This is a genomic window from Pseudomonas sp. AC355 (assembly GCF_979258205.1).
The window spans coordinates 676,903-703,288 of sequence record NZ_OZ409843.1 but is presented as its reverse complement, the minus strand read 5'-3'; the positions used below and the strand labels follow the sequence as shown (position 1 = coordinate 703,288).

Annotated in this window: 32 protein-coding genes and 1 riboswitch; of the genes, 4 read left to right on the top strand and 28 right to left on the bottom strand. The window is 62.1% G+C overall.

Annotated features, from left to right (window positions below):
• Positions 1–85: 85 nt before the first annotated feature.
• The 6 genes from ACZ0AI_RS03370 to dapA all read right to left on the bottom strand — a co-directional run bounded on the left by ACZ0AI_RS03370 (position 86) and on the right by dapA (position 5,241).
• Complete coding sequence (locus tag ACZ0AI_RS03370; RefSeq protein ID WP_463564558.1) at positions 86–1,312, bottom strand: hypothetical protein; 1,227 nt, start codon at positions 1,310–1,312, stop codon at positions 86–88.
• A 122-nt stretch (positions 1,313–1,434) separates the two neighbouring features.
• A complete protein-coding gene (locus ACZ0AI_RS03365; protein ID WP_463564557.1) occupies positions 1,435–1,884 on the bottom strand; it encodes a YcgN family cysteine cluster protein in 450 nt (149 codons plus the stop codon).
• A gap of 84 nt (positions 1,885–1,968) precedes the next feature.
• Positions 1,969–2,895 (bottom strand): D-2-hydroxyacid dehydrogenase, encoded by a 927-nt coding sequence (locus tag ACZ0AI_RS03360; protein ID WP_463564556.1) that lies wholly within the window; start codon positions 2,893–2,895, stop codon positions 1,969–1,971.
• 11 nt (positions 2,896–2,906) lie between these two features.
• Positions 2,907–3,200, bottom strand: a complete 294-nt coding sequence (locus ACZ0AI_RS03355) for a YcgL domain-containing protein (RefSeq protein ID WP_463564555.1) — start codon at positions 3,198–3,200, stop codon at positions 2,907–2,909.
• Entirely contained in the window at positions 3,197–4,330 is a 1,134-nt protein-coding gene (rnd, locus tag ACZ0AI_RS03350) for a ribonuclease D (RefSeq protein ID WP_463564554.1), read from the bottom strand. The genes ACZ0AI_RS03355 and rnd overlap by 4 nt, the downstream gene beginning before the upstream one ends.
• A gap of 56 nt (positions 4,331–4,386) precedes the next feature.
• Positions 4,387–5,241: a 4-hydroxy-tetrahydrodipicolinate synthase gene (dapA, locus tag ACZ0AI_RS03345; RefSeq protein ID WP_463564553.1), complete on the bottom strand. Its 855-nt coding sequence runs from the start codon at positions 5,239–5,241 to the stop codon at positions 4,387–4,389.
• 524 nt (positions 5,242–5,765) lie between these two features.
• Between dapA and ACZ0AI_RS03340 the strand changes: the two genes are divergently transcribed.
• Both ACZ0AI_RS03340 and ACZ0AI_RS03335 read left to right on the top strand, forming a co-directional pair.
• Positions 5,766–6,245, top strand: coding sequence for a hypothetical protein (locus ACZ0AI_RS03340; protein WP_225831700.1), 480 nt, complete (start codon positions 5,766–5,768; stop codon positions 6,243–6,245).
• A gap of 160 nt (positions 6,246–6,405) precedes the next feature.
• Complete coding sequence (locus ACZ0AI_RS03335) at positions 6,406–7,698, top strand: OmpP1/FadL family transporter (protein WP_225831698.1); 1,293 nt, start codon at positions 6,406–6,408, stop codon at positions 7,696–7,698.
• A gap of 105 nt (positions 7,699–7,803) precedes the next feature.
• Here ACZ0AI_RS03335 and ACZ0AI_RS03330 read toward each other — a convergent pair whose 3' ends face one another.
• The 20 genes from ACZ0AI_RS03330 to ttcA form a co-directional block, all read right to left on the bottom strand.
• Positions 7,804–8,358: a glutathione peroxidase gene (locus ACZ0AI_RS03330; RefSeq protein ID WP_225831695.1), complete on the bottom strand. Its 555-nt coding sequence runs from the start codon at positions 8,356–8,358 to the stop codon at positions 7,804–7,806.
• A 28-nt stretch (positions 8,359–8,386) separates the two neighbouring features.
• Positions 8,387–8,512 (bottom strand): hypothetical protein, encoded by a 126-nt coding sequence (locus tag ACZ0AI_RS03325; protein ID WP_463564552.1) that lies wholly within the window; start codon positions 8,510–8,512, stop codon positions 8,387–8,389.
• A complete protein-coding gene (locus tag ACZ0AI_RS03320; protein ID WP_463564551.1) occupies positions 8,509–9,711 on the bottom strand; it encodes an MFS transporter in 1,203 nt (400 codons plus the stop codon). Before ACZ0AI_RS03320 ends, ACZ0AI_RS03325 begins: the two co-directional genes overlap by 4 nt.
• Before the next feature lie 63 nt (positions 9,712–9,774).
• The gene (locus tag ACZ0AI_RS03315) at positions 9,775–10,179 is read right to left on the bottom strand and encodes a MarR family winged helix-turn-helix transcriptional regulator (protein ID WP_463566044.1); all 405 of its coding nucleotides are present in this window, start codon (positions 10,177–10,179) and stop codon (positions 9,775–9,777) included.
• Positions 10,180–10,329: 150 nt separating this feature from the next.
• Positions 10,330–11,061, bottom strand: coding sequence for an adenosylcobinamide-GDP ribazoletransferase (locus ACZ0AI_RS03310; protein WP_463564550.1), 732 nt, complete (start codon positions 11,059–11,061; stop codon positions 10,330–10,332).
• Positions 11,058–11,624 (bottom strand): alpha-ribazole phosphatase family protein, encoded by a 567-nt coding sequence (gene cobC, locus ACZ0AI_RS03305; protein WP_463564549.1) that lies wholly within the window; start codon positions 11,622–11,624, stop codon positions 11,058–11,060. The genes ACZ0AI_RS03310 and cobC overlap by 4 nt, the downstream gene beginning before the upstream one ends.
• Positions 11,621–12,676, bottom strand: coding sequence for a nicotinate-nucleotide--dimethylbenzimidazole phosphoribosyltransferase (gene cobT, locus ACZ0AI_RS03300; RefSeq protein WP_463564548.1), 1,056 nt, complete (start codon positions 12,674–12,676; stop codon positions 11,621–11,623). Before cobT ends, cobC begins: the two co-directional genes overlap by 4 nt.
• Positions 12,673–13,194 (bottom strand): bifunctional adenosylcobinamide kinase/adenosylcobinamide-phosphate guanylyltransferase, encoded by a 522-nt coding sequence (gene cobU, locus ACZ0AI_RS03295; protein WP_225831687.1) that lies wholly within the window; start codon positions 13,192–13,194, stop codon positions 12,673–12,675. Before cobU ends, cobT begins: the two co-directional genes overlap by 4 nt.
• The gene (locus tag ACZ0AI_RS03290) at positions 13,195–14,706 is read right to left on the bottom strand and encodes a cobyric acid synthase (protein ID WP_463564547.1); all 1,512 of its coding nucleotides are present in this window, start codon (positions 14,704–14,706) and stop codon (positions 13,195–13,197) included.
• Positions 14,703–15,695 carry a threonine-phosphate decarboxylase CobD gene (gene cobD / locus ACZ0AI_RS03285; RefSeq protein ID WP_463564546.1) on the bottom strand — a complete coding sequence of 331 codons (993 nt, stop codon included), beginning with the start codon at positions 15,693–15,695 and terminating at the stop codon, positions 14,703–14,705. The genes ACZ0AI_RS03290 and cobD overlap by 4 nt, the downstream gene beginning before the upstream one ends.
• On the bottom strand, positions 15,688–16,596 hold the full coding sequence (cbiB, locus tag ACZ0AI_RS03280) for an adenosylcobinamide-phosphate synthase CbiB (protein ID WP_463564545.1): 909 nt from the start codon (positions 16,594–16,596) through the stop codon (positions 15,688–15,690). Before cbiB ends, cobD begins: the two co-directional genes overlap by 8 nt.
• A gap of 12 nt (positions 16,597–16,608) precedes the next feature.
• Complete coding sequence (bluB, locus tag ACZ0AI_RS03275) at positions 16,609–17,274, bottom strand: 5,6-dimethylbenzimidazole synthase (RefSeq protein WP_463564544.1); 666 nt, start codon at positions 17,272–17,274, stop codon at positions 16,609–16,611.
• Positions 17,271–18,596, bottom strand: a complete 1,326-nt coding sequence (locus tag ACZ0AI_RS03270; protein ID WP_463566043.1) for a cobyrinate a,c-diamide synthase — start codon at positions 18,594–18,596, stop codon at positions 17,271–17,273. The genes bluB and ACZ0AI_RS03270 overlap by 4 nt, the downstream gene beginning before the upstream one ends.
• A complete protein-coding gene (gene cobO, locus ACZ0AI_RS03265) occupies positions 18,596–19,231 on the bottom strand; it encodes a cob(I)yrinic acid a,c-diamide adenosyltransferase (RefSeq protein ID WP_463564543.1) in 636 nt (211 codons plus the stop codon). The genes ACZ0AI_RS03270 and cobO overlap by 1 nt, the downstream gene beginning before the upstream one ends.
• Positions 19,232–19,378: 147 nt before the next feature.
• Positions 19,379–19,610, bottom strand: a riboswitch (cobalamin riboswitch).
• A gap of 34 nt (positions 19,611–19,644) precedes the next feature.
• Positions 19,645–20,172 carry a C40 family peptidase gene (locus ACZ0AI_RS03260; protein ID WP_225831677.1) on the bottom strand — a complete coding sequence of 176 codons (528 nt, stop codon included), beginning with the start codon at positions 20,170–20,172 and terminating at the stop codon, positions 19,645–19,647.
• A 137-nt stretch (positions 20,173–20,309) separates the two neighbouring features.
• On the bottom strand, positions 20,310–20,942 hold the full coding sequence (locus ACZ0AI_RS03255; protein ID WP_463564542.1) for a C40 family peptidase: 633 nt from the start codon (positions 20,940–20,942) through the stop codon (positions 20,310–20,312).
• Between the two features lie 45 nt (positions 20,943–20,987).
• Positions 20,988–21,776, bottom strand: a complete 789-nt coding sequence (locus tag ACZ0AI_RS03250) for an NAD-dependent deacylase (protein WP_463564541.1) — start codon at positions 21,774–21,776, stop codon at positions 20,988–20,990.
• Positions 21,776–22,495, bottom strand: a complete 720-nt coding sequence (locus ACZ0AI_RS03245) for a DNA-3-methyladenine glycosylase I (protein WP_463564540.1) — start codon at positions 22,493–22,495, stop codon at positions 21,776–21,778. The genes ACZ0AI_RS03250 and ACZ0AI_RS03245 overlap by 1 nt, the downstream gene beginning before the upstream one ends.
• Positions 22,496–22,510: 15 nt before the next feature.
• On the bottom strand, positions 22,511–22,987 hold the full coding sequence (locus tag ACZ0AI_RS03240) for a hypothetical protein (protein ID WP_463564539.1): 477 nt from the start codon (positions 22,985–22,987) through the stop codon (positions 22,511–22,513).
• An 11-nt stretch (positions 22,988–22,998) separates the two neighbouring features.
• Positions 22,999–23,823: a tRNA 2-thiocytidine(32) synthetase TtcA gene (gene ttcA, locus ACZ0AI_RS03235; protein WP_463566042.1), complete on the bottom strand. Its 825-nt coding sequence runs from the start codon at positions 23,821–23,823 to the stop codon at positions 22,999–23,001.
• Positions 23,824–23,968: 145 nt separating this feature from the next.
• On the opposite strand from ttcA, the gene ACZ0AI_RS03230 reads away from it, so the two are divergent.
• Together ACZ0AI_RS03230 and ACZ0AI_RS03225 are read left to right on the top strand one after the other, a co-directional pair.
• On the top strand, positions 23,969–24,547 hold the full coding sequence (locus ACZ0AI_RS03230; protein WP_463564538.1) for a DNA-J related domain-containing protein: 579 nt from the start codon (positions 23,969–23,971) through the stop codon (positions 24,545–24,547).
• 85 nt (positions 24,548–24,632) lie between these two features.
• Positions 24,633–25,127, top strand: coding sequence for a SprT family zinc-dependent metalloprotease (locus ACZ0AI_RS03225; RefSeq protein ID WP_225831667.1), 495 nt, complete (start codon positions 24,633–24,635; stop codon positions 25,125–25,127).
• 12 nt (positions 25,128–25,139) lie between these two features.
• Here the strand turns inward: ACZ0AI_RS03225 and ACZ0AI_RS03220 are convergent, their stop codons facing one another.
• Positions 25,140–26,027, bottom strand: coding sequence for a chemotaxis protein CheV (locus ACZ0AI_RS03220; RefSeq protein WP_225831665.1), 888 nt, complete (start codon positions 26,025–26,027; stop codon positions 25,140–25,142).
• Between the two features lie 82 nt (positions 26,028–26,109).
• The gene (locus ACZ0AI_RS03215) at positions 26,110–26,346 is read right to left on the bottom strand and encodes a glutaredoxin family protein (RefSeq protein WP_463564537.1); all 237 of its coding nucleotides are present in this window, start codon (positions 26,344–26,346) and stop codon (positions 26,110–26,112) included.
• Between the last annotated feature and the right edge of the window lie 40 nt (positions 26,347–26,386).

Here is a 26,386-nt window from a genome sequence, read left to right as displayed (position 1 = left end):
TGCACCGGATTGGGCGTTAGTGACTCGAAAGAGGGCTTTATTGGATTTGAGCTGATCCACCTACCCGTGGCCAACAGCCAATTACTCAGCGCAGCAAGCGGGTATCCAGCACCTTGGAGGTGCGGCCCATGACGTTCTCGGTGATCTCGATGAAGTCCTTGGTGCTGGCCTTGTCGAGACGCATCAGGCCGCGAGCCACGTCGTCCAGCGAGCGCTGCTGACCATCCTTGGTGGCCTGGCGAATTTCCCGGTCGAGCTCCTGCAGGAGTAGAACCGCACGCGCGGTGATCGGGCCGGTGGAGTTTTCCGTGCGCAAGGACTTGACCGGCTTGCTCCACTTGATCAGATGCTCGCGCACCTTCTGGTAGCGATCCTCGCTGAGTCCGCCAGCGCGGCGCATCACTTCGATGGCGTAATACTCGGCCACCCCTTCGCTGATCCAGTCACTATTGTCGGTATCACCGATGCGGCTGAACACGTGTACCAGCTCGTGCACCAGCGAGCTGGTGCCGTTCTCGCTGACCAGCGGGCGATCCGCGTGCATGAAATAGGAATTGGGGGCCGACAAACCGCCACGCCACATCGGATCACCGGCGCCGACCACCAGCAGTTTGGCTGGGTCACGCGGGAACACCGCCTGCATCTCGGGCCATACGAAGGTCAGCAAGGTGAGGGCATCCATGCGCCGCATGCCCTCACCCACAGGCGCGGCGATGGTCACCTGGGTTTCACCGAGTTTGGCACGCCGCGTGCCGATCTTGCCGGCGACGATCCAGCCAGTGGGGCGATCAAACTTGCGCTGAGGGTTGTCGATACGGAATTTGTTCTTACCCACTCGCGGCCAGCCGGTCTCGACGCTACGCCAGCCTTTGGGCAGGTCGAACTCGAGGCGCGCGACCAGATCCGTGCCGTCGACCTGGTTGAGTACCGCGCTGGGGATCAGGTCATCACCGCGTAGCAGGGCCCAATCTTCGGTCATCCGCGCGTCGAAGCGGTCTTCGCCGCGGGGATGACTGATACGCACCTTGTACGTCAGGCTGGCTTTGCCTTTACCCGGCACCCACTGACCACGCTGCGCGCCTTCCTGCTTCCACTCGCCGTCAGCCTTGAAGTCGCTGTAATAACCATCGTCACCCAGATTGAAATTGAGGCTGCGAACGCGCTCGCCCTTCTCCAGGCTGATGCTGACTTCGGCCTGGTCGCTTTGCGGAAGGAATTTCACCTTGTAATCCAGATCGACCTTTTCGGCCGCCCACAAGGGTGTGCCGGTACTCAACAGAACAGCGGACAGTAGCAGGCAGCGAATCGACATACAGGCAACTCCAGAACAGACGAATCGGACGTTCCATGGGATCAGGCACAACAATAGCCGGTGCAATAACGTCATGAGACACCAGCCCGCTTAAGCGAGCCTTAACAGCACATCACAGACACTCAGCCGGCGCGAAAGATCAGATGTTCTTCCCAATCATCCTCGGCCACGCTGCTTTCACTGAGCATGCGCCCCGCCTGGGAGATCCGCTCGCGGTGCACTGCATCCGGGTCACCGCTGACCAGGTGATGCCAGAGCGGCAGATCTTTGCCCTCGCTGACCAGCCGATAACCACAAGTGGGCGGTAACCACTGGAACTGATCTGCCTGGGCTGGCGTGAGCTGAATGCAATCCGGTACGAAGGTCTTGCGGTTCGGGTAATCGCTGCAGCGGCAGGTATCCAGATCGAGCAGCTTGCAGGCGATGCGCGTGTAATAGACCGCACCGTCGTCCTCGTCTTCGAGCTTTTGCAGACAGCATAGGCCACAGCCGTCGCACAGCGATTCCCACTCCTGAGCGTCGAGTTGCTCGAGGGTCTTGTGTTTCCAGAATGGGGGTACGAGCGCGGCCATGATCAGAACTGGAGGTAGCGGGCGAAAAGGCCGGCAGTCTAGGTCTGCCGACCGCACAGTACAAGCCGCGCGCGACGACGCGGCTCAATAGCCTCGGGAGAAATCCACCTGGCCTTGCAGCGCGCCGCCGTCTTGGTAACGCTGCAGATTGCTGACGAACAGCTCGACCACCAGATGCGGCAAGCTGGGCGCAGCACTGTGGCCGGTGAGCAGCAGGTTGTCGGCAGTCCAGAACGGATGCCCGACAGGCAGCGGTTCTTCGCGGCAGACATCGATCACCGCGGCGGCCAATTGGCCCTTGGCCAGCGCCGCGACCACATCCTCGTCGACCACCGATGTGCCGCGTCCCGCGTTGATCAATACGGCTGACGGCTTGAAGCGTGCCAACAGCGCAGCATCATAGATGTCGTGGGTGGCCGGCGTGTTGGGCAGCAGGTTGATCACGTAATCGGCCTGGGCGACCAGGCGCGGCAGGTCTTCGAGGGCAGCCACTTCGTTGAATGGCGCCAGCGTTCGCGCACTGCTGGCAACACCGGTCAGCTCGACGTTGAATGGCTGCAGGAAGCGCGCTACTGCCACGCCAATTTCGCCGGTACCGACGATCAACACCTTGCGTCCGGCCAGGCTGCTGGGCAGCCGGCCATCCCAGCGCTGCTCGCGCTGCGCCTGCAGACGGGTGAAGAGTTCGCGCTCGTGGGCGAGCATGTGGCACAGCACGTACTCGGCCATGATCTGCCCGAAAACGCCCACTGCACGCGTCAATCGATAATCCCGTGGCAAATCGTCCGCCAGCAAAGGGGCGATGCCCGCCCAGGTCGACTGCACCCAACCCGGCTTGTGACCGGCGCGCATAAGTTCGGCGAACAAATGGGGCTCGCCCAGCCAGACTTCACAGCCGCCCGCCTGCTGCGCCAGATCGTGCTCACCGGCAACCAGCTCGATTTGTGGCAAGGCTGTTTGCAGCAAATCGCGATATACGGCGTGATCATTTTCGGCAATCAGTACACGCATGGCGGCCTACCTCAGACAGGGTCGTTGCGACGTAACAACTCTTCCGGCAGATGCTCGATGTAATCCTCTTCCGGTGGCGGCATCTGCAGGTGGTAACCCTGGCTATCAAGGTTCTCCAGCACCTTTTGGATGTCTTCGCGTGCCAGAGTGCGCTCCGGCGTCAACACCATGTCGAAAGAATGAATCGGCGAACCGAAGGCGCTCAGCAGGTTTTCAGGCACCTGTTTCAGGGCGTCGGCACGTAGCACATAGAGGTACATACCATCCTTACGCGGGCTCTTGTAGATGGAGCAGATACGTTTCAAGCAGATTCTCCTTGTGCAGCGAGGCAGTCGAGCAGCGCCTCGCCCATCAACTCACGACGCCAGCCACGCAGGTTGTCGGGCAGGCGGTAAGGACCATTCGGATATCCGCTCTTGAGCAGCGCTTCCAGAATTTTCTTGCGTAACATCAGCTCAGGGGCGATATCCAGGCGCTCGCCTTCACGTTGACCAATGGCGCGTAGCTTCTTGAGCAGCGCCGTGGACTCCAGCGGCAAAGGCTCGGGCATGGCTGGCGGCCACTCGCTCTGTGGCAGCGCGGCGGCATCACGGATCATCTGCAGGATGGTTTCGCCGTCCTGGCGGACGGTTTTCGGATGCATGTCTTCGATGCGCGCCAGGCTGACCAGATCACCCGGCTGCTGGCGAGCCAGCGGCCACAGCGAGTGTTCACGCAGGATGCGGTTGCGCGGCTGGTTGCGTGCCCGTGCCTGCTGCTCGCGCCAGATGCACAGTACGCGCAGCACGGCCAGTTGAGCGCGTGACAGCTTCCAGGCCAGCTTGGCCTCGCGATAGGCATCTTCGGCAGGCGTCTCGCGACCGAGGGCGGCGACCAGTTCGGCACCATCCTCGAGTATCCAGGCATTCTTCTCGGCCGAGAGCCTTTCCTGCAGACGCCGATAGAGCTCGGCCAGATGCACCACGTCTTCGGCGGCATAGCTGACCTGGGTGTCGGAAAGCGGGCGTTGCAGCCAGTCCGAGCGGGTCTCGCCCTTGGGCAGCTCTATATCCAGCACAGCCTGCACAAGACGCGAATAACCCATGGAGAAACCAAGATTGAGATAACCGGCGGCCAACTGCGAATCGAACAGTGGCACTGGCAGGCTACCGGTCAGGCGCAGTAGCACTTCCAGATCTTCGCTACAGGCGTGCACCACCTTGATCACCTGGGAATCTTCGAGCAACGCGGCGAACGGCGACCAGTCGTCGATCAGTAGCGGGTCGATCAGATAGGCCTGCTTACCCTCGCTTACCTGTAGGAGGCCGGCGATGGGGTAAAAGGTGTCGACGCGCATGAACTCGGTGTCCAGCGCCAGAAATGGCTGTTTGCGCCAGGCAGAACAGTGCTCCGCCAGGCTGGCGTTGTCTCGAATCCAGAGAATTTCGATGGTCACGCGGCTCTCCCGTAAAGATTGCCGCGCAGTATATCCCGTGAGCCTCTGCCGTGGGCTCACAGTAGTTCGACCCGCATGCGTTCACGTAACTCGTCGGAACAACGCAGCATGGGCTCGCGCAACTCATCGACGATCAACCCCTGCATGGCCAACAGACTTTTCACCGGCGCTGGGTTGGGTTCGACGAAGGCCAGGCGGATCAGTGGTAACAAGTCGCGGAACAACGCGCGCCCGGCTTGCAGATCGCCCCGCTGCAGATGTGCCACCACCTGCACGAAATCGGCGGTACGGATATGCGCTGCCGCAGAGATGGCACCGCTGCCACCGAGACACAGTGTGGCAAATATCTGCTCGTCTTCGCCGGTAAGTACGTCGAGCGCGCCATCCTGAATCAGCATCTGGGTCTTGCGTGAGTCGCCGCCGCAATCCTTGATGGCGACTATCCGTGGGTGCCTGGCGAGCTGACGAATCGTCTCCAGTTCCAGGCTGACGGCGCTGCGATAGGGAATATCGTAAACAATGACCGGCAACTGCGAAGCATCAGCGATGGCCCCGAAGAATGTCAGCAACCCCTGCTGCGACGGCCTGATGTAATAGGGCGCAGGTACCAGGATACCGGCCAGCGAGCGGTTCTGAATGCGCTGCAGGCGAGCCAGCACCGCCGCCTGATTATTGCCACTGAGCCCCATCACGACACGGCTGGCGGGGATCACTTCGAGCACCGTGTCGAGCACCGCCAACTGCTCCTGCTCATCCAGCGCTGCCGCTTCGCCACTGGTGCCGCAAACCACCAGCCCTGCCGCACCTGCGTCCAGCAAATGCGCAGCCAGCGAGCGCAAGGCCGGCAAATCCACCTGCCCGTCGCGAAATGGCGTAACCAGAGCGACCCAGATTCCAGAAAATGTAGACATGCGTGCAACTCCTCGATGTAGACCGTCTGGTCACCGTCGATGGAGTGCGGGAAGGGAGTGTGACGAAGGGATGCTTCGACCTCGCGCCTCTGTCCTGTCAGCCCATCTGACGGGACAGCGCGCCCCGGTCAAATGAGCGACTGTTTCTTCGACTTACCAGCTTCCAGGCAAACACCCTGCAACGCAGCGGCGAGGCTACGGGCAGAAGGTATGGGCTGGGAGATGATGAACATGGAATGCTCAGGCAAGACAACGATGCATCGATACTGCCGAAAGCAGCGCAATGGTGTCAATACGGCTCGCTACAGTTCCAATTAGGCATATGCAGCCTGGTGTAAATCCTCTATTGATTTAAAAACAGATCTTTACAGGATGAATATCCCACTAAGCTTTAACTTGAGCGGCTAAACCACCGCTCCCGATGGGATTTACAGATTGATGGGCCGCTTCGCAAACGCCACCGCCTGCTCACGACGATGTTGCCAGCGCCCTCCTCCACCGGTCACCTCTGCGTAGAGGCTCGTATGGGAATCGCCGCCTGTGATCTGAACCAGCAGGTTATCCGCCCCACCCTGCTGTATCTGGACAAACAATCGACCGCCGCCGAAGCGCTGTTGCTAGGCATCGCCGCCTGCCAGTCGTCTCTGGGCGAATCACTGGACAACCATAGCGGTTACGGCCTGTATCGAATCTCGGAATCCCGTCATCGGCATCTCTGGGATGACCACCTGGCCGGCGACCCCGAGCTGGCCAGTCGAGTAAGAGGCCTAGCCAGCCAGCATGCCTTTCTCGGCGCGCCCCACCTCGAACTGACGGTCAATCTGCGCTATGCCACCGCGATAGCCTGGCTGCTCATCGACAACCACTACAAGGTGCTGCCTGTAGCCGACGATCTCGCCGCACAGGCGTTGATCTGGCAGCAGGTCTTCGCGCCCTATCGCAAGCCGGACGAATTCATTTCGGCCTGGCAACGATGTGTTCTCGGACGAGCGGTTGCTGCCTGAAAAACTGACTATCGAGTCAGGGGTGCCAATCGGCGCGAGGCTCTATATCCTGCCCGAACGGACAGTTTCACCTCGACGGATCGTGTTTAACCCTGAACTTTCCGAGTTGACGTTGAGTCAGCAAAGCGAGAGTTCCCCCGACCCTGCCAAGGAGCACCCCGTGAGTACAAGAATCCTAAGAACCGGTCTGGCAATCGCCATCGCATCCACTTCCAGCTATAGCTTGGCCAGCGGCTTTGCGCTCAACGAGCAGAGCGTCGCAGGCATGGGCATGTCTTTCGCTGGCCGCTCGTCGTCAGCGGAGGATGCCAGCACGGTGTTCGGCAACCCGGCTGGCATGGCGCGAATCAAGCGCGAACAGGTCAATTTCGGTGTGGCTGCCATCCATGCCAAGAGCAGAATCAGCAGCAATGGCAGTACCACAGCTCTGAGCGGTGCTCCCAACGGCGGTAGCAACGATGGTGACATGGTGCCGACCACGGGCGTGCCGATGGGTTACTACGTCAAACCACTGGACGACAAAGTCGCCTTCGGTATCGGCGTCTACGCGCCCTTCGGCCTGGCGACCGAGTACGAGAGTGGCTTCCAGGGCCGCTACTTCGCGGACAAGAGTTATGTGCGAGTCATCACGGTACAGCCTACGCTGAGCTACCGCTTCAATGACCAACTGTCGGTCGGCTTCGGCCCCACCTTCAACCACATCGAAGGCGAACTTACTTCGTCGCTGACCAACCCGGCCGGCCCACCCGGCAGCAATGACGGCAAGGTCAAGATCAAGGGCGATGATGTGGCCGTGGGCTTCAACGTCGGTGTCCTGTACGAGTTCACTCCGCAAACACGTGTAGGCCTGGCCTACCATTCGCGGGTCAAGTACGAGTTGGAAGGCGACACCCGCGTATCGGGCCCTGGCACGGTGATAGGCACTGCAGCTGGCAAGTATGACGCCTCGCTCGACGTGACCACTCCAGAATCCGTAGACCTCTCCATCACGCACGAACTCAACGATGCCTGGACACTTTATGCAGGTAGCACCTGGACACGCTGGAGCCGTTTCAAGGAAATCCGCGTCGAAAATGAAGGTGTGACCGGCCCACTGGCCCCTGGTTTGAGCACCATCGTAGAAGAACAAGACTGGCACGACACCTGGGCTCATGCGGTCGGCGTGTCTTACAAGCTGAATCCGCAATGGGTACTGCGTACAGGTGTGGCCATCGACCAGACACCCACCAACAACGAACATCGCTCGCCACGCATCCCGTCGGGTGACAGGACGATTTTCAGCGTTGGTGCAGGCTGGAGCCCAAGCGACGACATGACCATCGACCTCGCCTACACCTATCTCAAGGAAGAAGAAGTCGATATCAATCGCAGCAGCGCCTCTCGAGGTACCTACAACGCCACCTACAAGAACAGTGCCCATGGCCTGGGGGCATCCCTGACCTACCGTTTCTAAGCCGATCTCGAGCACGCACGTCCATCAGGGTGGCGTGCTCAACAGACGGCAATCGGAAACAAAAAAATCGCGGCTCATGCCGCGATTTTTCATTGCCTCCTCGACTCAAGGCTGTGAAGCGATTGCCTTCTCCACGGCGGCGATCAGCTCGGGATCATCGGGCTTGGTCATGCTGGAAAACCGCGCGATCACCTGGCCCTTGCGGTCGACCACGTACTTGAAGAAATTCCAGCGCGGCGCTGCCGTCTGCCGGGTCAACTCCTTGAACAGCGGGATGGCCTTGTCGCCGGTGACGGGCTGGGTTTCGCTCATGGTGAAGGTCACGCCGTAATTCACGTAACAGACCTTGGCGGTCTCTTCGGCGTCGTCCGACTCCTGCTTGAACGAATCGGACGGTACCCCAAGGATTTCCAGGCCCTGACCGCGATAGCGCTGGTTGAGCGCTTCCAGCCCTTCGAACTGCGAGGTGAAGCCGCAGAAGCTGGCGGTATTGACCACCACCAGCGGCTTGCCGGCGAACTGCTCACACAGGTCGATCTTGTCCTTGGAGCGCAATTTGGGCAGCTCCCCCTGCAAAAGCGCCGGGCACTCAGCGGCCTGCACGGCGGAGACAGTGAACGCCAGCAAAACCAGCGGCAGAGCAAACAGTCGCACGCGCATCAGGTCGTTTCCTTATGGTTTGATCCGTTCAGCAGAGGCTCATCCCCAACTGCATTATCGCCAGCCCGCCCTGTTGCCAGCCCCAGAAGATCACCGCCAGGAGCGACAGACCTGCGGCGCCGATAGCCAAAGCGATCAAGGGTCTGAGGGTCATGCATGGGCTCCTTGCAGACGGGCTACGGGCTGTTCGCGAACCGGCCAGTTGAGCGCTGCGGCCAGAACGCTGAGCAGGATGGAAATCTGCCATACCAGATCATAGCTGCCCGTGTGGTCATAGAGGTAGCCGCCCAGCCAGCCACCAAGGAAAGAACCCAGTTGGTGGAACAGGAAGACGATGCCGCCGAGCATGGACAGGTTGCGTACCCCAAACATGGTCGCCACCGTGCCATTGGTCAGCGGCACGGTGGACAGCCACAGCAGGCCCATGACGATACCGAATGCGTAGGCCGTCCATACGCTCAACGGCACCGTGATGAACAGCGTGATCACCACGCCACGAGCCAGATACAGCGCACTGAGCAGCCGTGGCTTTGAGCGCCGCCCGCCCAGCCAGCCGGCGATGTAAGTGCCGAACACGTTGAACAGCCCGACCAGCGCCAGCACCGTGGTGCCGACGATGGCCGGTAGGTGCTGATCGACCAGATAGGCCGGCAGGTGGACTCCGATGAACACCACCTGAAACCCGCATACGAAAAAGCCCAGCGCCAGCAGCCAGAACCCGGAATGGCTGCAGGCTTCGCGCAGCGCCTCTCCAAGCGTTTGCTGAGGGCCCTGTGACACCTGCGGGCGATCCTTGACCATGGCCGCCAGCGGTGCAATCAGCGCCACCATGATACCCAGCACGATCAGCGCGGCCGACCAGCCCAGCCAGCCGAGCAGCCCGAGCGTGCCCGGCAGCATGGCGAACTGGCCGAAAGAGCCCGCCGCTGCTGCGATGCCCATGGCCATGCTGCGTTTCTCGACCGGCACCGCACGGCCGACTACGCCGAGAATCACCGAGAACGAAGTGCCAGACAGGCCGATGCCGATCAGCAGACCGGCGCTCAGTGACAGCGATAGCGGCGAGTCCGACAGCCCCATGAAAATCAGCCCGGTCGCGTACAACAGGCCGCCGACGATAATCGCCCGCTGCGCGCCGAAGCGATCCGCCAGGGCACCGGTAAATGGCTGTGCGATGCCCCAGATCAGGTTCTGCAAGGCAATGGCGAAGGCGAAGACACCGCGCCCCCAGCCAAAATCGTCGCTCATCGGCGACAGGAACAAGCCGAACCCGTGGCGAGTGCCAAGGGACAGGGCGAGGATCAGAGAAGCTCCCAGCATCAGCCAGAAACTCGTGCGCCATACCGAACTCATTGCATGTCCTTCTGTTATCAGGTCGAAACGCACAGTGGGAAAGGCGATTGACGCCCACTCCCGTCAATCCAGGCTGGCGAGCAATTCGTCCAGCGCTTCCATGTGCTGCGGTTGCAGTTGCTGCTGCAGTTGCGCTTGCACCTTCTGCCAGGCGCCCAGTGCGGCGGCGAGAAGCTGCTCTCCAGAAGCACTCAGCACGACCAACCGATTGCGCTGGTCGGCACCGCCTTGCAGCGTCACCACGCCCCGCCCTTCGAGCACACGAAGATTGCGGCCCAGGGTGCTGCGCTCAAGCCCCATGGCATCGGCAAGATCGGTAATACTCGGCTGGCCAAGCCGCTGCAGGTGCCTGAGCAGAGAATATTGGGCGACATTGATCCCCACCTCGTTCAAGGCGTCGTCGTAGAGTTTGCTGACGCCACGGCTGGCACGGCGCAAACGAGTACAGAGACATTCGGTCGGCAACATGGGATGCATGTATATACCCGCTTTTCACCCCGGACAACCCCGACGTGAAATTTGCAGTACTTTTTCGGGACAGGAGAACGGCCGTATACAGCGCATGCCTGGAGAAACCCCAGGTACTGTTTCGCTCGACCCAGGCTACGGGATAGCTGGTTAGCTGGTGACTTGCAGGGCCATGGCCAGCAGAGCGCCGCACTCGAGCACTTCCAGCAAGGCCCCGGCGGTGTCGCCTGTGGTGCCGCCCAGGCGCTGCTGCATCATGCGCCGCATGCAGAAGAAAATTGCCACCGCCGCCAGCATCACCCAGATACCACCGAACAGCAGACAGGCAAGCGACGTCACTGCCAGCACGGCGATGGCGGTCGACCTCGGTAGATGATTAGCAAGCGCCTCGCCGAGTCCGCCCGCGCGGACATAGGGCGTCCACAGAAACAGGGCCAGCAAGGCACCACGCCCGAGCACCGGAACCAGCAGCAACGCGAAATGATCACCCCGTTCGAGGAGGGTCAGCAAGGCAACGAACTTGAGCAGCAGCAGCAACATCAGCACCACCACGGCGATCGGCCCACTACGTGGATCCTTCATGATCGTCAGGGTGCGCTCGCGATCCCCGAAACCGCCCATCCAGGCATCGGCGCTGTCGGCCAGGCCATCCAGATGCAATGCACCGGTCAGCGCGACCCAGAGGCTCAGCAGCAGCGCCGCCTGCAGTGGCACGGGCGCAGCGTCGAGCAGATGCGCGGCGCCGAGCAGCAGCAGGCCGATCACCACACCAACCAGCGGATAGCAAAGCAGCGAGCGCCCCGTCTGCTCAGGCGTGGGTACGCCGGCCAGGCGTACCGGCAGGCGAGTGAGAAACTGCAGCGCGATCCAGAAAGGTGTCATGGTATTTCCCGCAAGCCGTGACCATCGATCTGCAGGTGTACTCGCTGACCGTGGGCCACGCTGACCTGCAGCAATTGTTCACGGGGCAACCCACGCGCCCGCGCCAGCAACAGACGCATCACCCCGCCATGGGTGACCACCAGCAACTGCTGCCCCTGATAAGCGTCTTGCAGACGCCGCAACGCATCCAGCACCCGCGCCTCGAAGGCGAACAGCGGCTCGCCGCCGGGTGGCGTGAAGGCGTAGGGATCGGCCCAGAAGCACCCCAGATCCTCGGCATCGGTTTCCATCAACTGGGCGGCGCTACGTCCTTCCCAATCGCCGAAATGCAGCTCCTGCAAACCGGCCTCGAACTGCAACGGCAGATCGCGGGCGGCGGCCAGTTCCTCGGCAAAGCGTGCGCAGCGCTGCAGCGGCGAGCTGATCAGCGCATCCCAGTGTTCATCGGCCCGTACCGCAGCCCGCAGTTGCGCCCAGCCAGCGTCGGTCAGTGCGTCGTCCAGGCTGCCGCGCAAGCCGCCGCCCTGTTCGGTTTCGCCATGGCGCAAGAGATGCAGGATCACGGCGCGCGATCCGCCACCGCCGCCTCGGCGAAAGTGGCCATCTCATTGTGTAGCGCACAGGCCAAGCGCAGCATTGGCACCACCAGAGCAGCCCCGCTGCCCTCACCCAAGCGCAGGCCCAGGCTGACTATCGGCGTGGCCTGCAATGCGGCGAGCAGGCGCTGATGGCCCGGCTCGGCGCTCTGATGGGAAAACAGCAGCCAGTCGCGGCACGCCGGGTTCAGGCGCACCGCCAGCAATGCGGCGACGCTGCAAATGAAGCCGTCGACCAGCGCCACCACGCCCTGCTGGGCGCACGCCAGATAGGCGCCGGTAAGCGCAGCGATCTCGAAGCCGCCCAGGCGACGCAGGGCTTCCATCGGCTCGCTGGCGGCTGCACGGTGCAGCGCCAGGGCCGTCTCGATCACCTGCGCCTTGTGGGCCACGCCGGCAGCGGCGAGCCCGGTACCCGGCCCCACCAGCTCGGCTACAGGGCAATCTAGCAACAGGCAGGCTAGCGCCGTGGCCGCGGAGGTATTGCCAATGCCCATCTCACCGCCGATAAACAGCTCACGACCATCCCCTGCAGCGCGGACGACGCTGTCGCGTCCGGCCTGCAGGGCGATCAGCGTCTGGGCCGGAGTCATCGCCGCTTCACGCATGAGATTGGCGGTGCCGGCGCCGACCTGCAGATGACGCACGCCTGGCAGCGGTTCGAGGGGCAGCGCGGTGCCCAGATCAGTCACTTCCAGCGATGCACCCAATTGCCGGGCCAGCACGCTGATCGCTGCGCCACCACCGACGAAGTTGCGCAGCATCTGGCCCGTGACCGCCTGTGGGTATGCCGAGACACCTTCAGCCACGACGCCGTGATCGCCGGCGAAAATGGCGATCCACACCTTGTCGATACCCGGGCACTCACGGCCCTGCAGCCCGGCCAGGCGAATCGCCAGGCGCTCCAGCTCGCCGAGCGAACCGGCCGGCTTGGTCAACTGCCCCTGCCGCGCCTCAGCTTTGTCGCGCGCAACCTGATCGATAGGCTGAGTGGGGTTGAGCCACCAGTCGAGGTTCATAACGGATCTCCCTTGAGAATCATCGGCAGGCCAGCGACCGTGAACACCACCCGCTGGCAGCGTTCGGCGATGGCCTGGTGCAGCAGGCCGGCTTCATCGACATAACGACGGGTCAACTCGCCCATCGGCACCACGCCGAGCCCGGTTTCATTGCTGACCAGAATCAACCGCCCCGGCAGGTTCGCCAGGCAGGCCAACAGCGCGTCGCGCTCGCGCACCAGGCGTGCGTCATCTTCCAGCAGCAACAGGTTGGTCAGCCACAGGGTCAGGCAATCGACCAGCAGGCAGCGCTGTGCCGATGCCTGCTCGCCAAGTATCCGGGCCAGCTCCAGCGGCTCTTCGACCAGCCCCCAGTGCGCCGGGCGGCGATCGCGATGTGACCGGATACGGCTGCTCATCTCGCCATCGAGCGCCTGGCTGGTGGCGATGTAAATCACCTCGAGGCCCGACTCGTGGGCCAGGCGCTCGGCCAGTCGGCTCTTGCCGGAACGGGCGCCGCCGAGAATCAATTCCTGCATCTATTCGGTCTCCACAGGGGCCGCCAGGCCACACAGAGAAAGCAGCGCCGAGCGATCCAGATGCGCATCGACCAGATCGGCCAGGCGCTCGATATCGCGTTCACGCAGGGCGTGATAATCCACCACCTGCACATCGCCCAGGCCGGCCCAGCGCAGCAGTGCCGAGCAAGCTGCCGAGGACTCGAACAGGCCATGCAGATAGGTGCCCATGACTTGGCCATCGGCACTCAGAGCACCGTCTGCGCGACCGTCATCAAGCTGAACGGCGGCACGCTGCAGATCGGCGCCCGAGGTCACGCCGGCATGAATCTCGTAACCGCTGATAGGGGCATCCTCCAGGCATAGACGCCCAAGCACATTACGCAGTTGCTTGTGAGGCTCCAGCACCGTGTCGATCTGCAAAAGTCCCAGGCCCTCGCTAACGCCGGCGAGCCCTTCGAGGCCGTCGGGATCCTCGACACGGCGCCCGAGCATCTGCAGCCCGCCGCAGATGCCAAGCAGCTTCCCGCCATAACGCAGATGCCGGTCGATGGCCTCGGCCCAGCCCTGGCTACGCAGGAAAGCCAGGTCGGCGCGTACGCTCTTGGAGCCGGGCAGAATGATCAGGTCGGCGGGCGGGATCGCTTCGCCAGGGCCGACGAAGGTCAGTTCGACCTGAGGGTGCAGGCGCAGCGGGTCGAAATCGGTGTGATTGCTGATGCGTGGCAGCACCGGAACCACCACTTTGAGCACCTGTTCGGCCTTGCTCACCTGGCGACGGTCAATGGCGTCTTCGGCCTCCAGATGGAAATCCATCAGATAGGGCAGCACGCCAAGCACCGGCTTGCCGGTGCGTTTCTCGAGCCAGTCCAGGCCGGGCTGCAGCAAGGCGATATCGCCGCGAAAGCGATTGATCACGAAGCCCTGGAGACGCGCCTGCTCACTGGGTGATAACAATTCCAAGGTACCAATCAGATGGGCGAAAACGCCGCCCTTGTCGATATCGGCGATCAGAATCACCGGACAGTCGACCGCCTCGGCAAAGCCCATGTTGGCGATGTCGTTGGCCCGTAGATTGATCTCCGCAGGCGAACCGGCCCCCTCCACCATCACCACCTGATGCGTCGCCTGCAGGCGCTGATGGGAGGCCAGCACCGCCTGGCGGGCGACTTGTTTGTAATCGTGGTAGGCCACGGCATTCATGTTGCCGACGGCCTGGCCATGGATGATCACCTGAGCGCCGGTGTCGCTGTTGGGTTTGAGCAGCACCGGATTCATGTCGGTATGCGGCGCCAGACCGCAGGCCTGGGCTTGCACCGCCTGGGCGCGGCCGATCTCGCCGCCGTCGGCGGTTACCGCACTGTTGAGTGCCATGTTCTGCGGCTTGAACGGCACCACGCTGACGCCCTGACGGTGCAGCCAGCGGCACAGCGCGGTAACCAGGGTGCTCTTGCCGGCATCCGACGTAGTGCCTTGCACCATTAAAGTAGCGCCCTGCTGAATAAGAGCGGTGCCTGGTTCAGAACGGCTCATCTCGACTCCTCGGCGAATACACTCAGTGCGCGGGCCAGACGCTGCCAACCCTGTTCGTCCGGCGGCAGGCCGAAACGGATGCTGGCTGGCCGCTCGAACAGCCGGGTGAGAATGCCGTTACAGGCCAGAAACTCGTGCAGCACACCAGCCCGCTCGCAGGCGATCCACTGGAACAGCGCGCAGCCGCCAGTGGCTGGCAGGCCATGCTCGCGCAGCAGGTCGGCCAGGCGCTGACCGTCACTGGCCAAGCGCTGCCGCTGCGCCTGCTGGCCAGCGTGATCTTCGAGCAGATGGGTTCCCAACCAGCGCGTCGGCCCACTTATCGTCCAGGGGCCAAGCATCTCTTCTAGCTCACCGAGCAGCTTGGTGTCGGCCAGCACGAAACCCAGCCGGGCACCTGCCATGCCGAAAAACTTGCCGAACGAGCGCAATACGATCAAGCCTGGCAGGTGGCTGTGAGCCGCCAGGCTCTGCTCCGGGGTACAGTCGATGAAGGCTTCGTCAACGATCAGCCAACCGCCTCGCTCGGCTAGGCGCTCATGCCAGGCGAACAGTTGCTGCGGTGAAAATCGCCGACCGGTAGGGTTGTTGGGGTTGACCAGCAAGAGCACATCGAGCCGCTCCAGCGCCCGGTTGACGCTCGCTTCGCTGAGTTCCAGCACCCGGTGTCCTTCGCGCTGCCAGGCCGCCGCATGCTCTGCATAGGCCGGCGAGACGATGCCCACGCGCGCTTCACGCCGCAGTCGCGGCAGGCACTGGATGGCCGCCTGAGAGCCAGCCACCGGCAGCAGCCGATCGACGCCGTAGTAGGCGCAGGCAGCAGCTTCCAACCCATCATCCAGTTCGGGCAAACGCACCCAGGCCTGCTGCGGAATCGCTGGCAGTGCGAATCCGTAAGGCGCCACGCCAGTCGAGACGTCCAGCCAGTCGCTCAGGGGAATGTCGTACTGAAGAGCCGCTCGCCGCAAACGTCCGCCATGCTCAAGCAACGCACACCCCCACGATCAGCATCAGCAGCAGCCATAAAAGCACGCCACCCCAAACCAGATTCATCGCCCGTTCGATATCCCGCGCCTGGGGCTGCGGCCCTTCGCCAAGCTCGGGTCGCTGGTGCAGCTCGCCATGATAGACAGCCGCACCGCCGAGACTGACGCCCAGCGCACCGGCACCAGCGGCCATCACCGGCCCGGCGTTGGGGCTGTCCCACTGCGGCGCCTGACTCTGCCAGCAACGCATCGCCGTGCTGGTGCGGCCGAGTAACGCGTAAGTCAACGCGACCAGACGCGCCGGCACGTAGTTGAGTAGGTCATCGATCTTCGCAGCGGCCCAGCCGAAGCGCTCGAAGCGTTCGTTGCGGTAGCCCCACATGGCATCCAGGGTATTGCTCAGGCGATACAGAACCACACCGGGGGCGCCAGCGACAAGAAACCAGAACAGCGCGGCGAACACCGCGTCACTGCCGTTTTCCAGCACCGACTCGGTGCCGGCACGGGCTACGCCGGTGGCGTCCAGGTCATCGGTGCGGCGGCTGACCATATAGCCGACCCGCTGGCGGGCCAAGGGCAGATCGCCAAGGCGCAGCGCCTGGGCCACGGGCTGAGCGTGCTGGTCGAGGCTGCGCAGACCAAGCGCCGCATACAGGGCGATGATCTGCACCAGCCAGCCGACCCAGGGCAACTGCACCAGCAGCACAGTCAGCAGAGTGAGCGGTAATACCGCCAGGCACCAGGCGCTCACGCCATGGCTGCGCCAGCCACCACCGGACGGGTTGAAGCGTTGCTCCAGACGATTGGCCAGCTTGCCGAAGCCCACCAGCGGATGCCAGCGCTTCGGCTCACCGAGCGCGGCATCCAGCGCCACACCAGCGGCCGCACTGAGGATCAGGCTCATAAAGGTGCTGCGCTATTCATGTGTCTCCCCGCCATATGATGCCCAGCGATCCTCAAACAGCAATTCACTCAATGGCCGCACCTCGGCCCAGCCCTCCTGGGCCAGCATCGGTACCGGGTAGAACGCCTGCACCGGCCCCAGGCACAGCACCGCCACCGGTTTGCTGCCGGCTGGCATGCCCAGCAGTTCGGCCAATGCCAGAGGATCGAACAGCGACACCCAGCCCATACCCAACCCCTCGGCTCTGGCGGCGAGCCACAGATTCTGAATGGCGCAGGACAACGACGCCATATCCATTTCCGGCAAGGTACGGCGGCCGAATACATGGGATTCACGGCCGTCCATCAGCGCCGCGACCAGCACCTCGGCGCACTCACGAACGCCCTCGACTTTGAGCCGCATGAATTCGTCGGAGCGCTCGCCCAGGGCCTCGGCGGTCAGCCGACGCTCGGCCTCGACCAACTGATAGATGTCTTCACGTAGCGCCGGCCGGGTGATGCGGATGAAGCGCCAAGGTTGCATCAACCCCACACTGGGTGCCTGATGCGCCGCCTCGAGTAGCTTCGCGAGCACTTCGGGCGCTACCTCACCACCACTGAAATGGCGCATATCGCGGCGTTCGGCGATAGCCCGATAGACCGCGGCGCGCTCCTCAGGACTGAAGGCGTGGTCGCTCATGGTCGAAACAATGCCGCTGCGGCCGCAGGATTGGATGGCATATAGAAGTGGATATAGGACGCGGTAAGCCGACCGAGACGGAACACTGCTTCGCTGACCGGTTTGTCATTGGGGCACTCGCCACGAGCCAGTGGCTCCAACTCGGACTCGAGCCGCGAATGGTGGTAGCTGTGACCCCGCAACAGCCCCTCAGGCAGCGTTACGGCCTGCAGCGCGAGGGCGACCAGGCGCTTCTGCATCTGTGCATGGCCAGGCACCAACCCTGCTAACTCCGCCCGTTCGCCTGCCACGTCGCTCAGCGAGTCGAGCAGGTAAAGCATGCCACCGCACTCGGCGAGGATAGGCTTGCCGGCTTGCTGATGAGCGGTGATGGCCTCGATCATCGAACGGTTCGCGGCCAGCGCCTGCAGATTCAGCTCGGGATAACCACCGGGCAGATAAAGGCTGTCCACCTCGGGCAGGCTTTCATCGGTCAGCGGGCTGAAGAACGTCAGGGTCGCGCCCATCCGCTCCAGCAGATCGAGGTTGGCCTGATAGGTGAACGCGAAGGATGCATCGCGGGCTACGCCGATGCGTACGCCCTCCAGCAGCGGCAACGGCGCTGCAATCGGCGGGGCGGCGAAGGTCACAGGTGGCGGCAGGGTTACCGTCGCGGTCTGAGCCAGCGCATCGGCAGCGGTATCCAGGCGCACATCGAGGTCGGCGAGCTCGGCTGCCTGCACCAGGCCCAGGTGGCGGCTCGGCAATTCAATGGCGGCGCTGCGCGGCAGCGAGCCGTACCAGCGGATCGAAGCCGGCAGGCTATCGCGGATCAGATCGTTGTGACGCCCGGGATTGACGCGGTTGCCAAGCACGCCGGAGAACGGCAGATCCGGCTGATAGCTAGCAAGACCGACGGCCAGTGCGCCGAAGGTCTGGGCCATGGCGGAGCCATCGATCACGCCCAACACTGGTACGCCAAATCGGCGCGCGAGGTCGGCGGCGGATGGCGAGCCGTCGAACAGGCCCATCACGCCTTCGATGAGAATCAGATCGGCCTCGCCAGCAGCCTCCCACAACAAGCGACGGCTCTCGTCCTCGCCGACCATCCACAAGTCCAGCTGATAGACCGGATTGCCACTGGCACGGGAGAGGATCATCGGGTCGAGAAAATCAGGCCCGCACTTGAACACCCGCACCCGCTTCCCCTGCCGGGTGTGCAGGCGTGCCAGGGCCGCAGTGACGGTGGTTTTACCCTGCCCCGAGGCTGGAGCCGCGATCAACAGTGCAGGACAGTGACGCGGCGTGCGCTCACCCGCATCGGATGCAGACGCTGTAACGATCAAAACTCCACGCCTTTTTGTGCTTTTACGCCAGACTTGAAGGCATGCTTGACGAGCGTCATCTCGGTGACGGTATCGGCTGCTTCAAGCAGCGCTGGCGGCGCGCCACGGCCGGTCGCGACAACGTGCTGAAGCTCGGGGCGCGATTCGATATCACGCAGCACCACGTCCACATCCAGATAACCGTGCTTGAGGGCGATGTTCAATTCATCCAGCACCACCAAGGCGATCTGCGGGTCGTTCAGCAGTTGCCGGGCGACCTCCCAGGCCTGCACGGCTTTCTCGATATCGCGCTGCCGATTCTGGGTATCCCAGGTGTAGCCCTCGCCCATCACGTGATAGCTGACCTCATCGGGAAAGCGGCGGAAGAAATGCTCTTCGCCGGTGGCCATGCCGCCCTTGATGAACTGCACCACGCCGACCTTGAGACCATGTCCCAGCGCCCGGGCAACCATGCCGAACGCGGAGCTACTCTTGCCCTTGCCATTGCCGCTGTGCACCAGCAACAGGCCATACTCGTCCTGAGCCTGGGCGATCTTCTCGTCCATCAGGGCTTTCTTGCGAGCCATACGGGCGTTGTGCCGCGCGTCGCGCTCTGCTGATTCTCGGCTTGGGGATGGGGTCGATTCGCTCATGGGATCTCCTCAGCGCAGGGCCAATCGGCGCACGCAGGTGAAGCGCTCGGGCAGGAAACCGGGTTCATGCCGGACGATAAAGGAATCACACAGGAGTAGGCAGGAGCTGACCGGATCGATCACGCACCGGCCGCGCCCACCGCGCAACTCTGGAAAAAGCGACAGGCCGGTCTCCGGGCTTGCGAGCGCCGCGTTCATCAGAATGCGGCCACCGACGCAGCCTTCCCGTATCGGCGATACAGTGGCTGAAAGCGTGGCTTGGCTCGTTTACCGTTGCGGGGGCAGCGTCGGCATTGCCTGCTTGCTGGAGCAGCGGCGCACCGACTTCCCAGTTTCACCCTCGGCCAAAACCGAGGACACCTGAAGCAAGCGGCGAAGGGTAAGGATTGGCCGCCTCAGCGTCAATCGAAGACTCAGGGATGACTAGCCAACTCGACCGGAAAAACCCGCTTCGCTTCGATATAGGTACGCTGCCAGTAGCTGTTGGCGAGGCTGTCCAAGCGCACGGTGCCGCCCGAGGACGGTGCATGCACGAAGCGTCCTTCGCCGACGTAGATGCCAGCATGGCTAACCTGGCGGCCGCCACTGGTGGCAAAGAACACCAGATCACCACTGCGCAGGGCATCACGCCCTACGGTCGGCGCGCGCATGCTGATCAGTTCGCGCGTCGACCGCGGCAACTGGATGCCCGCCGCATCACGGTAGACGTAACCGATCAAGCCGCTGCAATCGAAACCGCTGGCTGGGGTATTGCCGCCGTAGCGGTAAGGCGTGCCGACAAGGCCCAATGCACGAAACAGTACATCGTCAGCGCCCCCCTGATAATTACCAGGTACAGGTGCTACGACAACGGGTTGCGGAGCAGGTACGGGTGCACGACTGGAGCACGCACTGAGCAGTGCTGTGAGCAGCAAGAGGGCGATGCGAATGGTGGCAGTCATGGACGGACGATCCCGGAGCCTGAATGCGCCCTACTCTGCTCCGTTCACAACTGCAGTGCAAGCTTTAGCTTTATGCTGCAGCCGCTTGAAAACTATCAAGATGTTGCCCGATCTGTGCAGATCGGACATTTACCACCTCAATGCTGAGACGCCAGGTGCTCGGTCGGCGCCATCGCCAGGACACGCTTGGCTTCGATGAAGGTACGTTTCCAGTAGCGGTCATCCAGGCTATCGATCCTCACGCCACCGCTGCGGCTGCTGGAGGAATGGATGAACTGATCATCGCCCAGATAGATACCGGCATGGCTGACGCGGCCACGACCTGCCGTGCTGAAGAACACCAGATCACCGGGCTCCAGCGCCTTGCGCTCGACCAGCGGCGCGTCGATGTTGATCATGTCGCGCGTCGAGCGCGGCAGCTCCATGCCAAGCTCTTCACGGAACAGGTAACCAATAAAACCGCTGCAATCGAAACCGGTTTTCACCGAGCTGCCCCCGAACCGGTAGCGGGTACCGATCAGCGAGAGGCCTTTTTCGAGAACACTGTCTGCAAGCTGTGGCAGCTCGTACGGTGCGTGGCCGGCAAAATCAGCGGCTGCATCGTCTTCAACGACATCGATCCGATCCAGAACAGGCGCTGCGACTACCGGCCGGGCAGGCAAAGAAGCCTGGGCTGGGGCATCGTTATGGGATTGCGGAGCATGGTTAGCGCAGGCGGCGAGAACCATCGTCAGTGCGAGAGGCACGAGGGGTGCGAAGCTTTTGCGCATGGGCACGACCGTGGCATGAAAAATGAACAGCCGCGACTATGCCCTCTAACGGGGCCATATGCAAATTCTATGACGATTAATGTGACTCAGTAGTTCCGGAAAAACATCTAAGGCCCTTTCTTCCAGCCTGAAGTCAACCAGATCGCTAACCTCGCTTTGCGACAAATTGACCTCCACCGTCACCCCACCAGACTGGCGAGTGCGCAGCAGCGGCTCGACTATATAAGGGAAGCTTGCGCTGGTGCCGACGCTGATCACCAGATCGAACCCTTTCTCCAACTGCGTATACAGACGACCGACGGCCTCCTCCGGCAGCATCTCACCGAAAAGCGTCACCGGCGGGCGCAGCACACCACCGCAACTGCCGCACAGAGGCGGCAACGGTTGTTGCAGATGCTTGACGAGTCCCTCGTCCACGCCGCCACAACTCTGGCAATGCAGCGGCGCCAACTCACCGTGAATTTCGATCAGTCGATCTGCCGGACTGCCAGCCAGGCGGTGGTAACCGTCGATGTTCTGAGTGAGCACCCAACATTCAGGCTTCAAGGCCTGCAACTCGGCAATCGCCTTGTGACCGGCGTTTGGCTGGGCGGCCAGGCAGGCGGTGCCGAGCTGTGCCAGGTACTTCCAGCACAGCGCCGGGTCGCGGCGCAGCATGTCGCCAGATAGCGCCACTTCGATCGGTACGCCCTCTGCGGTGTGGCCGTTGTACAGACCACCGAGGCCGCGGTAGGTGGGCAACCCGGAGTCGGCAGACAGGCCTGCTCCGGTGATGATCAAAATCCTCTGCGCGGCAGCGACGGCTGAAGCGAGGCGCGGCAGATGGGGATGCATCAGTGGTTGACCGTATGAGCCAACATCACTGACAGCTGGCACATGGGCCGACCACTTTCCGCATGCCACTGATTGAAGGCAGCTTGAACCGCAGCGCGGTCGCGCTGACTGCTTGGTACCTTGTCGACAATCTTCTGAGCCTTGAGCGCTGCGACCATGTCATCGGAAGGAATAAAGGTGTCTTTGCCAACCATACGCAGAAAGCGCGATGCAGAAAGGCCGCCGAGCTGAGTACCCTGCTTGGCCAACCAGTGCCAGAGCCCGACGATATCGGTCACCGGCCAATCGGCGATCAGTGCGCCAAAGGCAAAGCCGGGGCGCGGGGTGATGGTTTTCGCAGCGGCAGCCGGCCCGCTCAACGCGCCACGCTCCACGTCGAGAATGAACTGCGCGTTACGGGGTACGCTCTTGAGCTTGCCCAGGTGGCGGATCAGGCGAGCGTCCTGCATCAGACGCTCGAGGCGTTCGCCGCCCATCAGCACGACCTTTTCCGGATCGAAACCGAAGAACACTTCTTCGAAGGCCGGCCACTTGGCGTCCACCAGGCTGTGTTTGAGACCCGCCCGGAAGATGCGCAGGCTCATGATCGACAGGTAGCGATCATCGCTTAGAGCACGGAGCTTCTTGTCAGAAGCCGGTTGCGGCAGGCGCGCCTCGAGGGCTTCCAGCGAGCCGAAGCGGTTCACGCAGTATTCATGCATCCATCGGTAATCGTGCATCGTTTGCCTTCGGATCTACTGGAGTTTGAACGGTGCAGCGAAGCGACCCTCGCTCACCTCGATGAAACCTTCGCCGCCGAGGCGCTTGAGGCGACCGTCGAAGCTGCCGCGCACGCCCCAGTCGTCGATGCCGTCGATCCTGAGGTCGAACGTGGCGCCATCATCATGACTGAGCGCCGACCAGATTTCTGTGCCGTCCTCATGCTGTACGGCATAACGACTGACCAGCCTGGAGCCTGACAGGCTGTAAGTACCTGGCTTGATCTCACCGCCCAGCGCCCACAATTCGAAATCGTAACTGTCGCTCATGGCCCCATCGTCCAGACGACCGCCAATGACAAGATGCTCTCGGCTCTCGGCCAACTGGGCCACCAGCCGCGAATCGAAACGCATGGCCTTACCACCCAGTTCAAGCGTCAGATGGCCCTGCTCGCTACCGCCACCGCAGCCACTCAGCAACAGACAGAACATCACCAGCATGGCCTTGTACATGGCTTGGACTCTTACAGGTTCATCACGTTAAGAAAGCGCGGCGTGGCCTGCTCATCGATTTTCAGGCTGGTGAAGTCGAACAGATTGCGATCGGCAAGTTGCGACGGCACCACATTTTGCAGGGCACGGAACATGATTTCCGTGCGACCCGGCGATTTGCGCTCCCAGTCCTGGAGCATCTCCTTGACCACCTGACGCTGCAGGTTTTCCTGGGAGCCGCAAAGGTTGCACGGAATGATCGGGAATTCCTTGAGATTGCTATAGGCCTCGATATCGGCCTCGTTGCAATAGGCCAGCGGGCGAATCACCACATTGCGCCCGTCATCGGCACGCAGTTTGGGCGGCATGGCCTTGAGCGTGCCGCCATAGAACATGTTGAGGAAGAAGGTCTCGAGGATGTCGTCACGGTGGTGACCGAGGGCCATCTTGGTCGCGCCGATCTCGTCGGCGAAGGTGTACAGGGTGCCGCGGCGCAGGCGCGAACACAGCGAGCAGGTGGTCTTGCCTTCCGGGATCTTCTCCTTGACCACCGAGTAAGTGTCCTTCTCGACGATGTGGTACGGCACACCGATGGACTCCAGATAGGCCGGCAGCACGTGCTCGGGGAAGCCTGGCTGCTTCTGGTCCATATTCACCGCGACGATCTCGAAGTGAATGGGCGCGACCTTCTGCAGATAAAGCAGGATATCGAGCATGGTGTAGCTGTCCTTGCCACCGGACAGGCAGACCATCACCTTGTCGCCCTCCTCGATCATGTTGAAATCGGCAATGGCTTCGCCGGCCTGACGACGCAGGCGTTTTTGCAGCTTGTTCTGATTGACCGAGAGGGTGCCCATGGCGCGCGGAAATCCGGTAGAAGTACTGAAGCCGCGCATTTTACCCAGAAAACCAGGCATACCCCAGCCACAAAACGGCCAACCGTCGCCGATTGGCGTGGCGCCCGATTGTGCAAGGCGATATTCCTTCGGCTAAGGTGAGCCAATGAACGAAGAAAACGCCCCCAACACACGACTGCTCGAATTGCTCCAGACCGCGCCCGAAGGGCTTTCGGAATACGAGCTGCTGCTGCGCCTGAATCGCTGGCAAGGCGCCGAAGAGCGCCTGCCCACGGATACCCTGGAGTTGTTTCGCAGCCACTTTCTGCTGTTCCATACGCTTTATCGGCTGCGCGACCAGTTGGCTGCCGAACAATGTGCCTTGCTGCAGATCAGCCCGCTGTGCATTCGGCTGCTGCCGTATCAGGCGGGCGAAAGCGCATTGAGCGAAAAGGATCCGTTGCGCGAGTACTACCTCGACCTGACTCATCTGCGCGATACCGATGCCGACGATGTGCAGAAACTGCTTGGCGCGTTTTGGGTACGCCTGCAGGGCGGCGAGGAAAAACAATCCGCCCTCGCCGTTCTCGAGCTGGATGCGCACAGCGGTGATCTCGACCTGTCTTTCATCAGGCAGCGCTACCGACAGCTGGTCAGCATCCATCACCCGGATCGCGGCGGCAGCACGCAGCAGTTGCAGAGCATCAACCACGCCATGGAGACACTGCAGCGTTATTACCGCTGAGGGCACTTGCCGTTCAGCCCGCAAACGCTGCATGGCAGGATGAACTGCGGCATAATCCGCCGTAATCACCTTTCCCGATGCCCCCATGTCAGAACAGATCCACGCCCGCGTCGAGGCTTGCTATCAGCAGGCGGAAACCTTCTTCAAGCAGCCATTCAAACGCCCCGAAGTGAGTTTCAAACTGCGCGGCCAGAAGGCCGGAGTGGCTCATCTCACAGAAAACAAACTGCGCTTCAACCCGCAGCTGTACCGTGAAAACCAGGAAGATTTTCTGCGCCAGACGGTGCCCCACGAAGTGGCGCATCTGGTCGCACACCAGCTTTTCGGCCTGAGCATTCAGCCCCACGGCGAGGAATGGCAGCTGATCATGCGTGGGGTCTACGAACTGCCCCCACACCGCTGCCACAGCTATGACGTGAAACGCCGCCAGGTCAGCCGCTTCATCTATCGCTGCCAGTGCCCGCAAGGCGAATTTCCGTTCTCCGCGCAGCGCCACGCCCTGGTCGCCAAGGGCCGTCGCTACTTCTGCCGGCGCTGCAAGATCACCCTACAGTTCACCGGCGAACAGAGAATCGAATAGGCGTGCCGCAATTCAGTCGTTGAGACGCTGGAACGCGCGCAGTAGCGCTTTGCTGAGATCGACGCTGGAGAACTTGGTGAGCACGTCGTTGGCCCCCACTGCGCGGGCCTTCTCGGTATTCATGGTGCTGTCCAGCGAGGTATGCAGCAGCACGTAGGTCTCGCCAAGCACACTGTCCTTGCGAATCTGCTGAACCAGGGTGTAGCCGTCCATTTCCGGCATTTCGATATCCGAGACCAACACCTCGATCGGCTGCCCCTCCTGCTGCGCGGCCCGCAGCACTTCAAGCGCGCTGGCGGCGCTACGTACGGCCTGGCAGTCCAAGTCGAGCTTTCGCAGCGTGATCAGCGTTTGCTGCAGGGCTACCTGTGAGTCATCGACGACCAGTACTCGACGGCCTTGCAAGAGCTGCCGCTCGGCATGGCTGAGCAACTCATCGGCGACATCCTCGAGAGGAGCTGGTGCGATCTCATGCAAGACTTTTTCAATGTCGAGAATTTGCACGATAGCGCCGTCGATCTGCGTCACTCCGGTAATGAAAGCCCGCGTGCCAGCGCCAGCGGGCGGCGGGCGCACATCGCGAGTCGAGCATTGCACGATGCGCTCCACGCTCTGTACGTGTAGCCCTTGCCGCGACCGGCTGAGCTCGGTAACGATCAGACAGCCGTCCTGGCTATCACTACCACCGCGCTCACCAATTGCTCGCGCCAGATCAATGACCGTCAGCGCCGAACCACGCAACGTCGCCACGCCGCGCACATGAGGGTGCCGACTGGGCATTTTGGTCAACTGCGGGCAGGGAATGATCTCGTTGACCTTGAGCAGATTGATGCCCAGCAAACGGCCACTGTGCAAACGAAACAGCAGCAGCGATAACGCATCGCCCAGCACTACACCCATGGATACAACTCCCCTGTCATTCTAAAAAGCAAAACCTGGCCAGACTTCGAATGCGTCAGGCTCGTTGTGTGCAGACGGTGGATCAGCCAAGAAAGGCGACGACCTGCGGCGTATCGAACGGCCAAGTCAACTCGGCGCCGGTATCGGTGCGTTTCAGCACAGGTATCAACAGCGCATAGCGCTCCAGCAAGTCGTCACGCTCGGCGATATCGACTAACTCGACAAGCAAGCCGCGCTCGACGAAAGGCATCACTACCGCCTCGGCGTACTCACAAAGATGACAACCGATGGTTCCCAGCAATTGGCACTCAGGGAGCATGGGTCAGCCTCCGCAGCGAGAAAGGTGGCAGTCTACCACC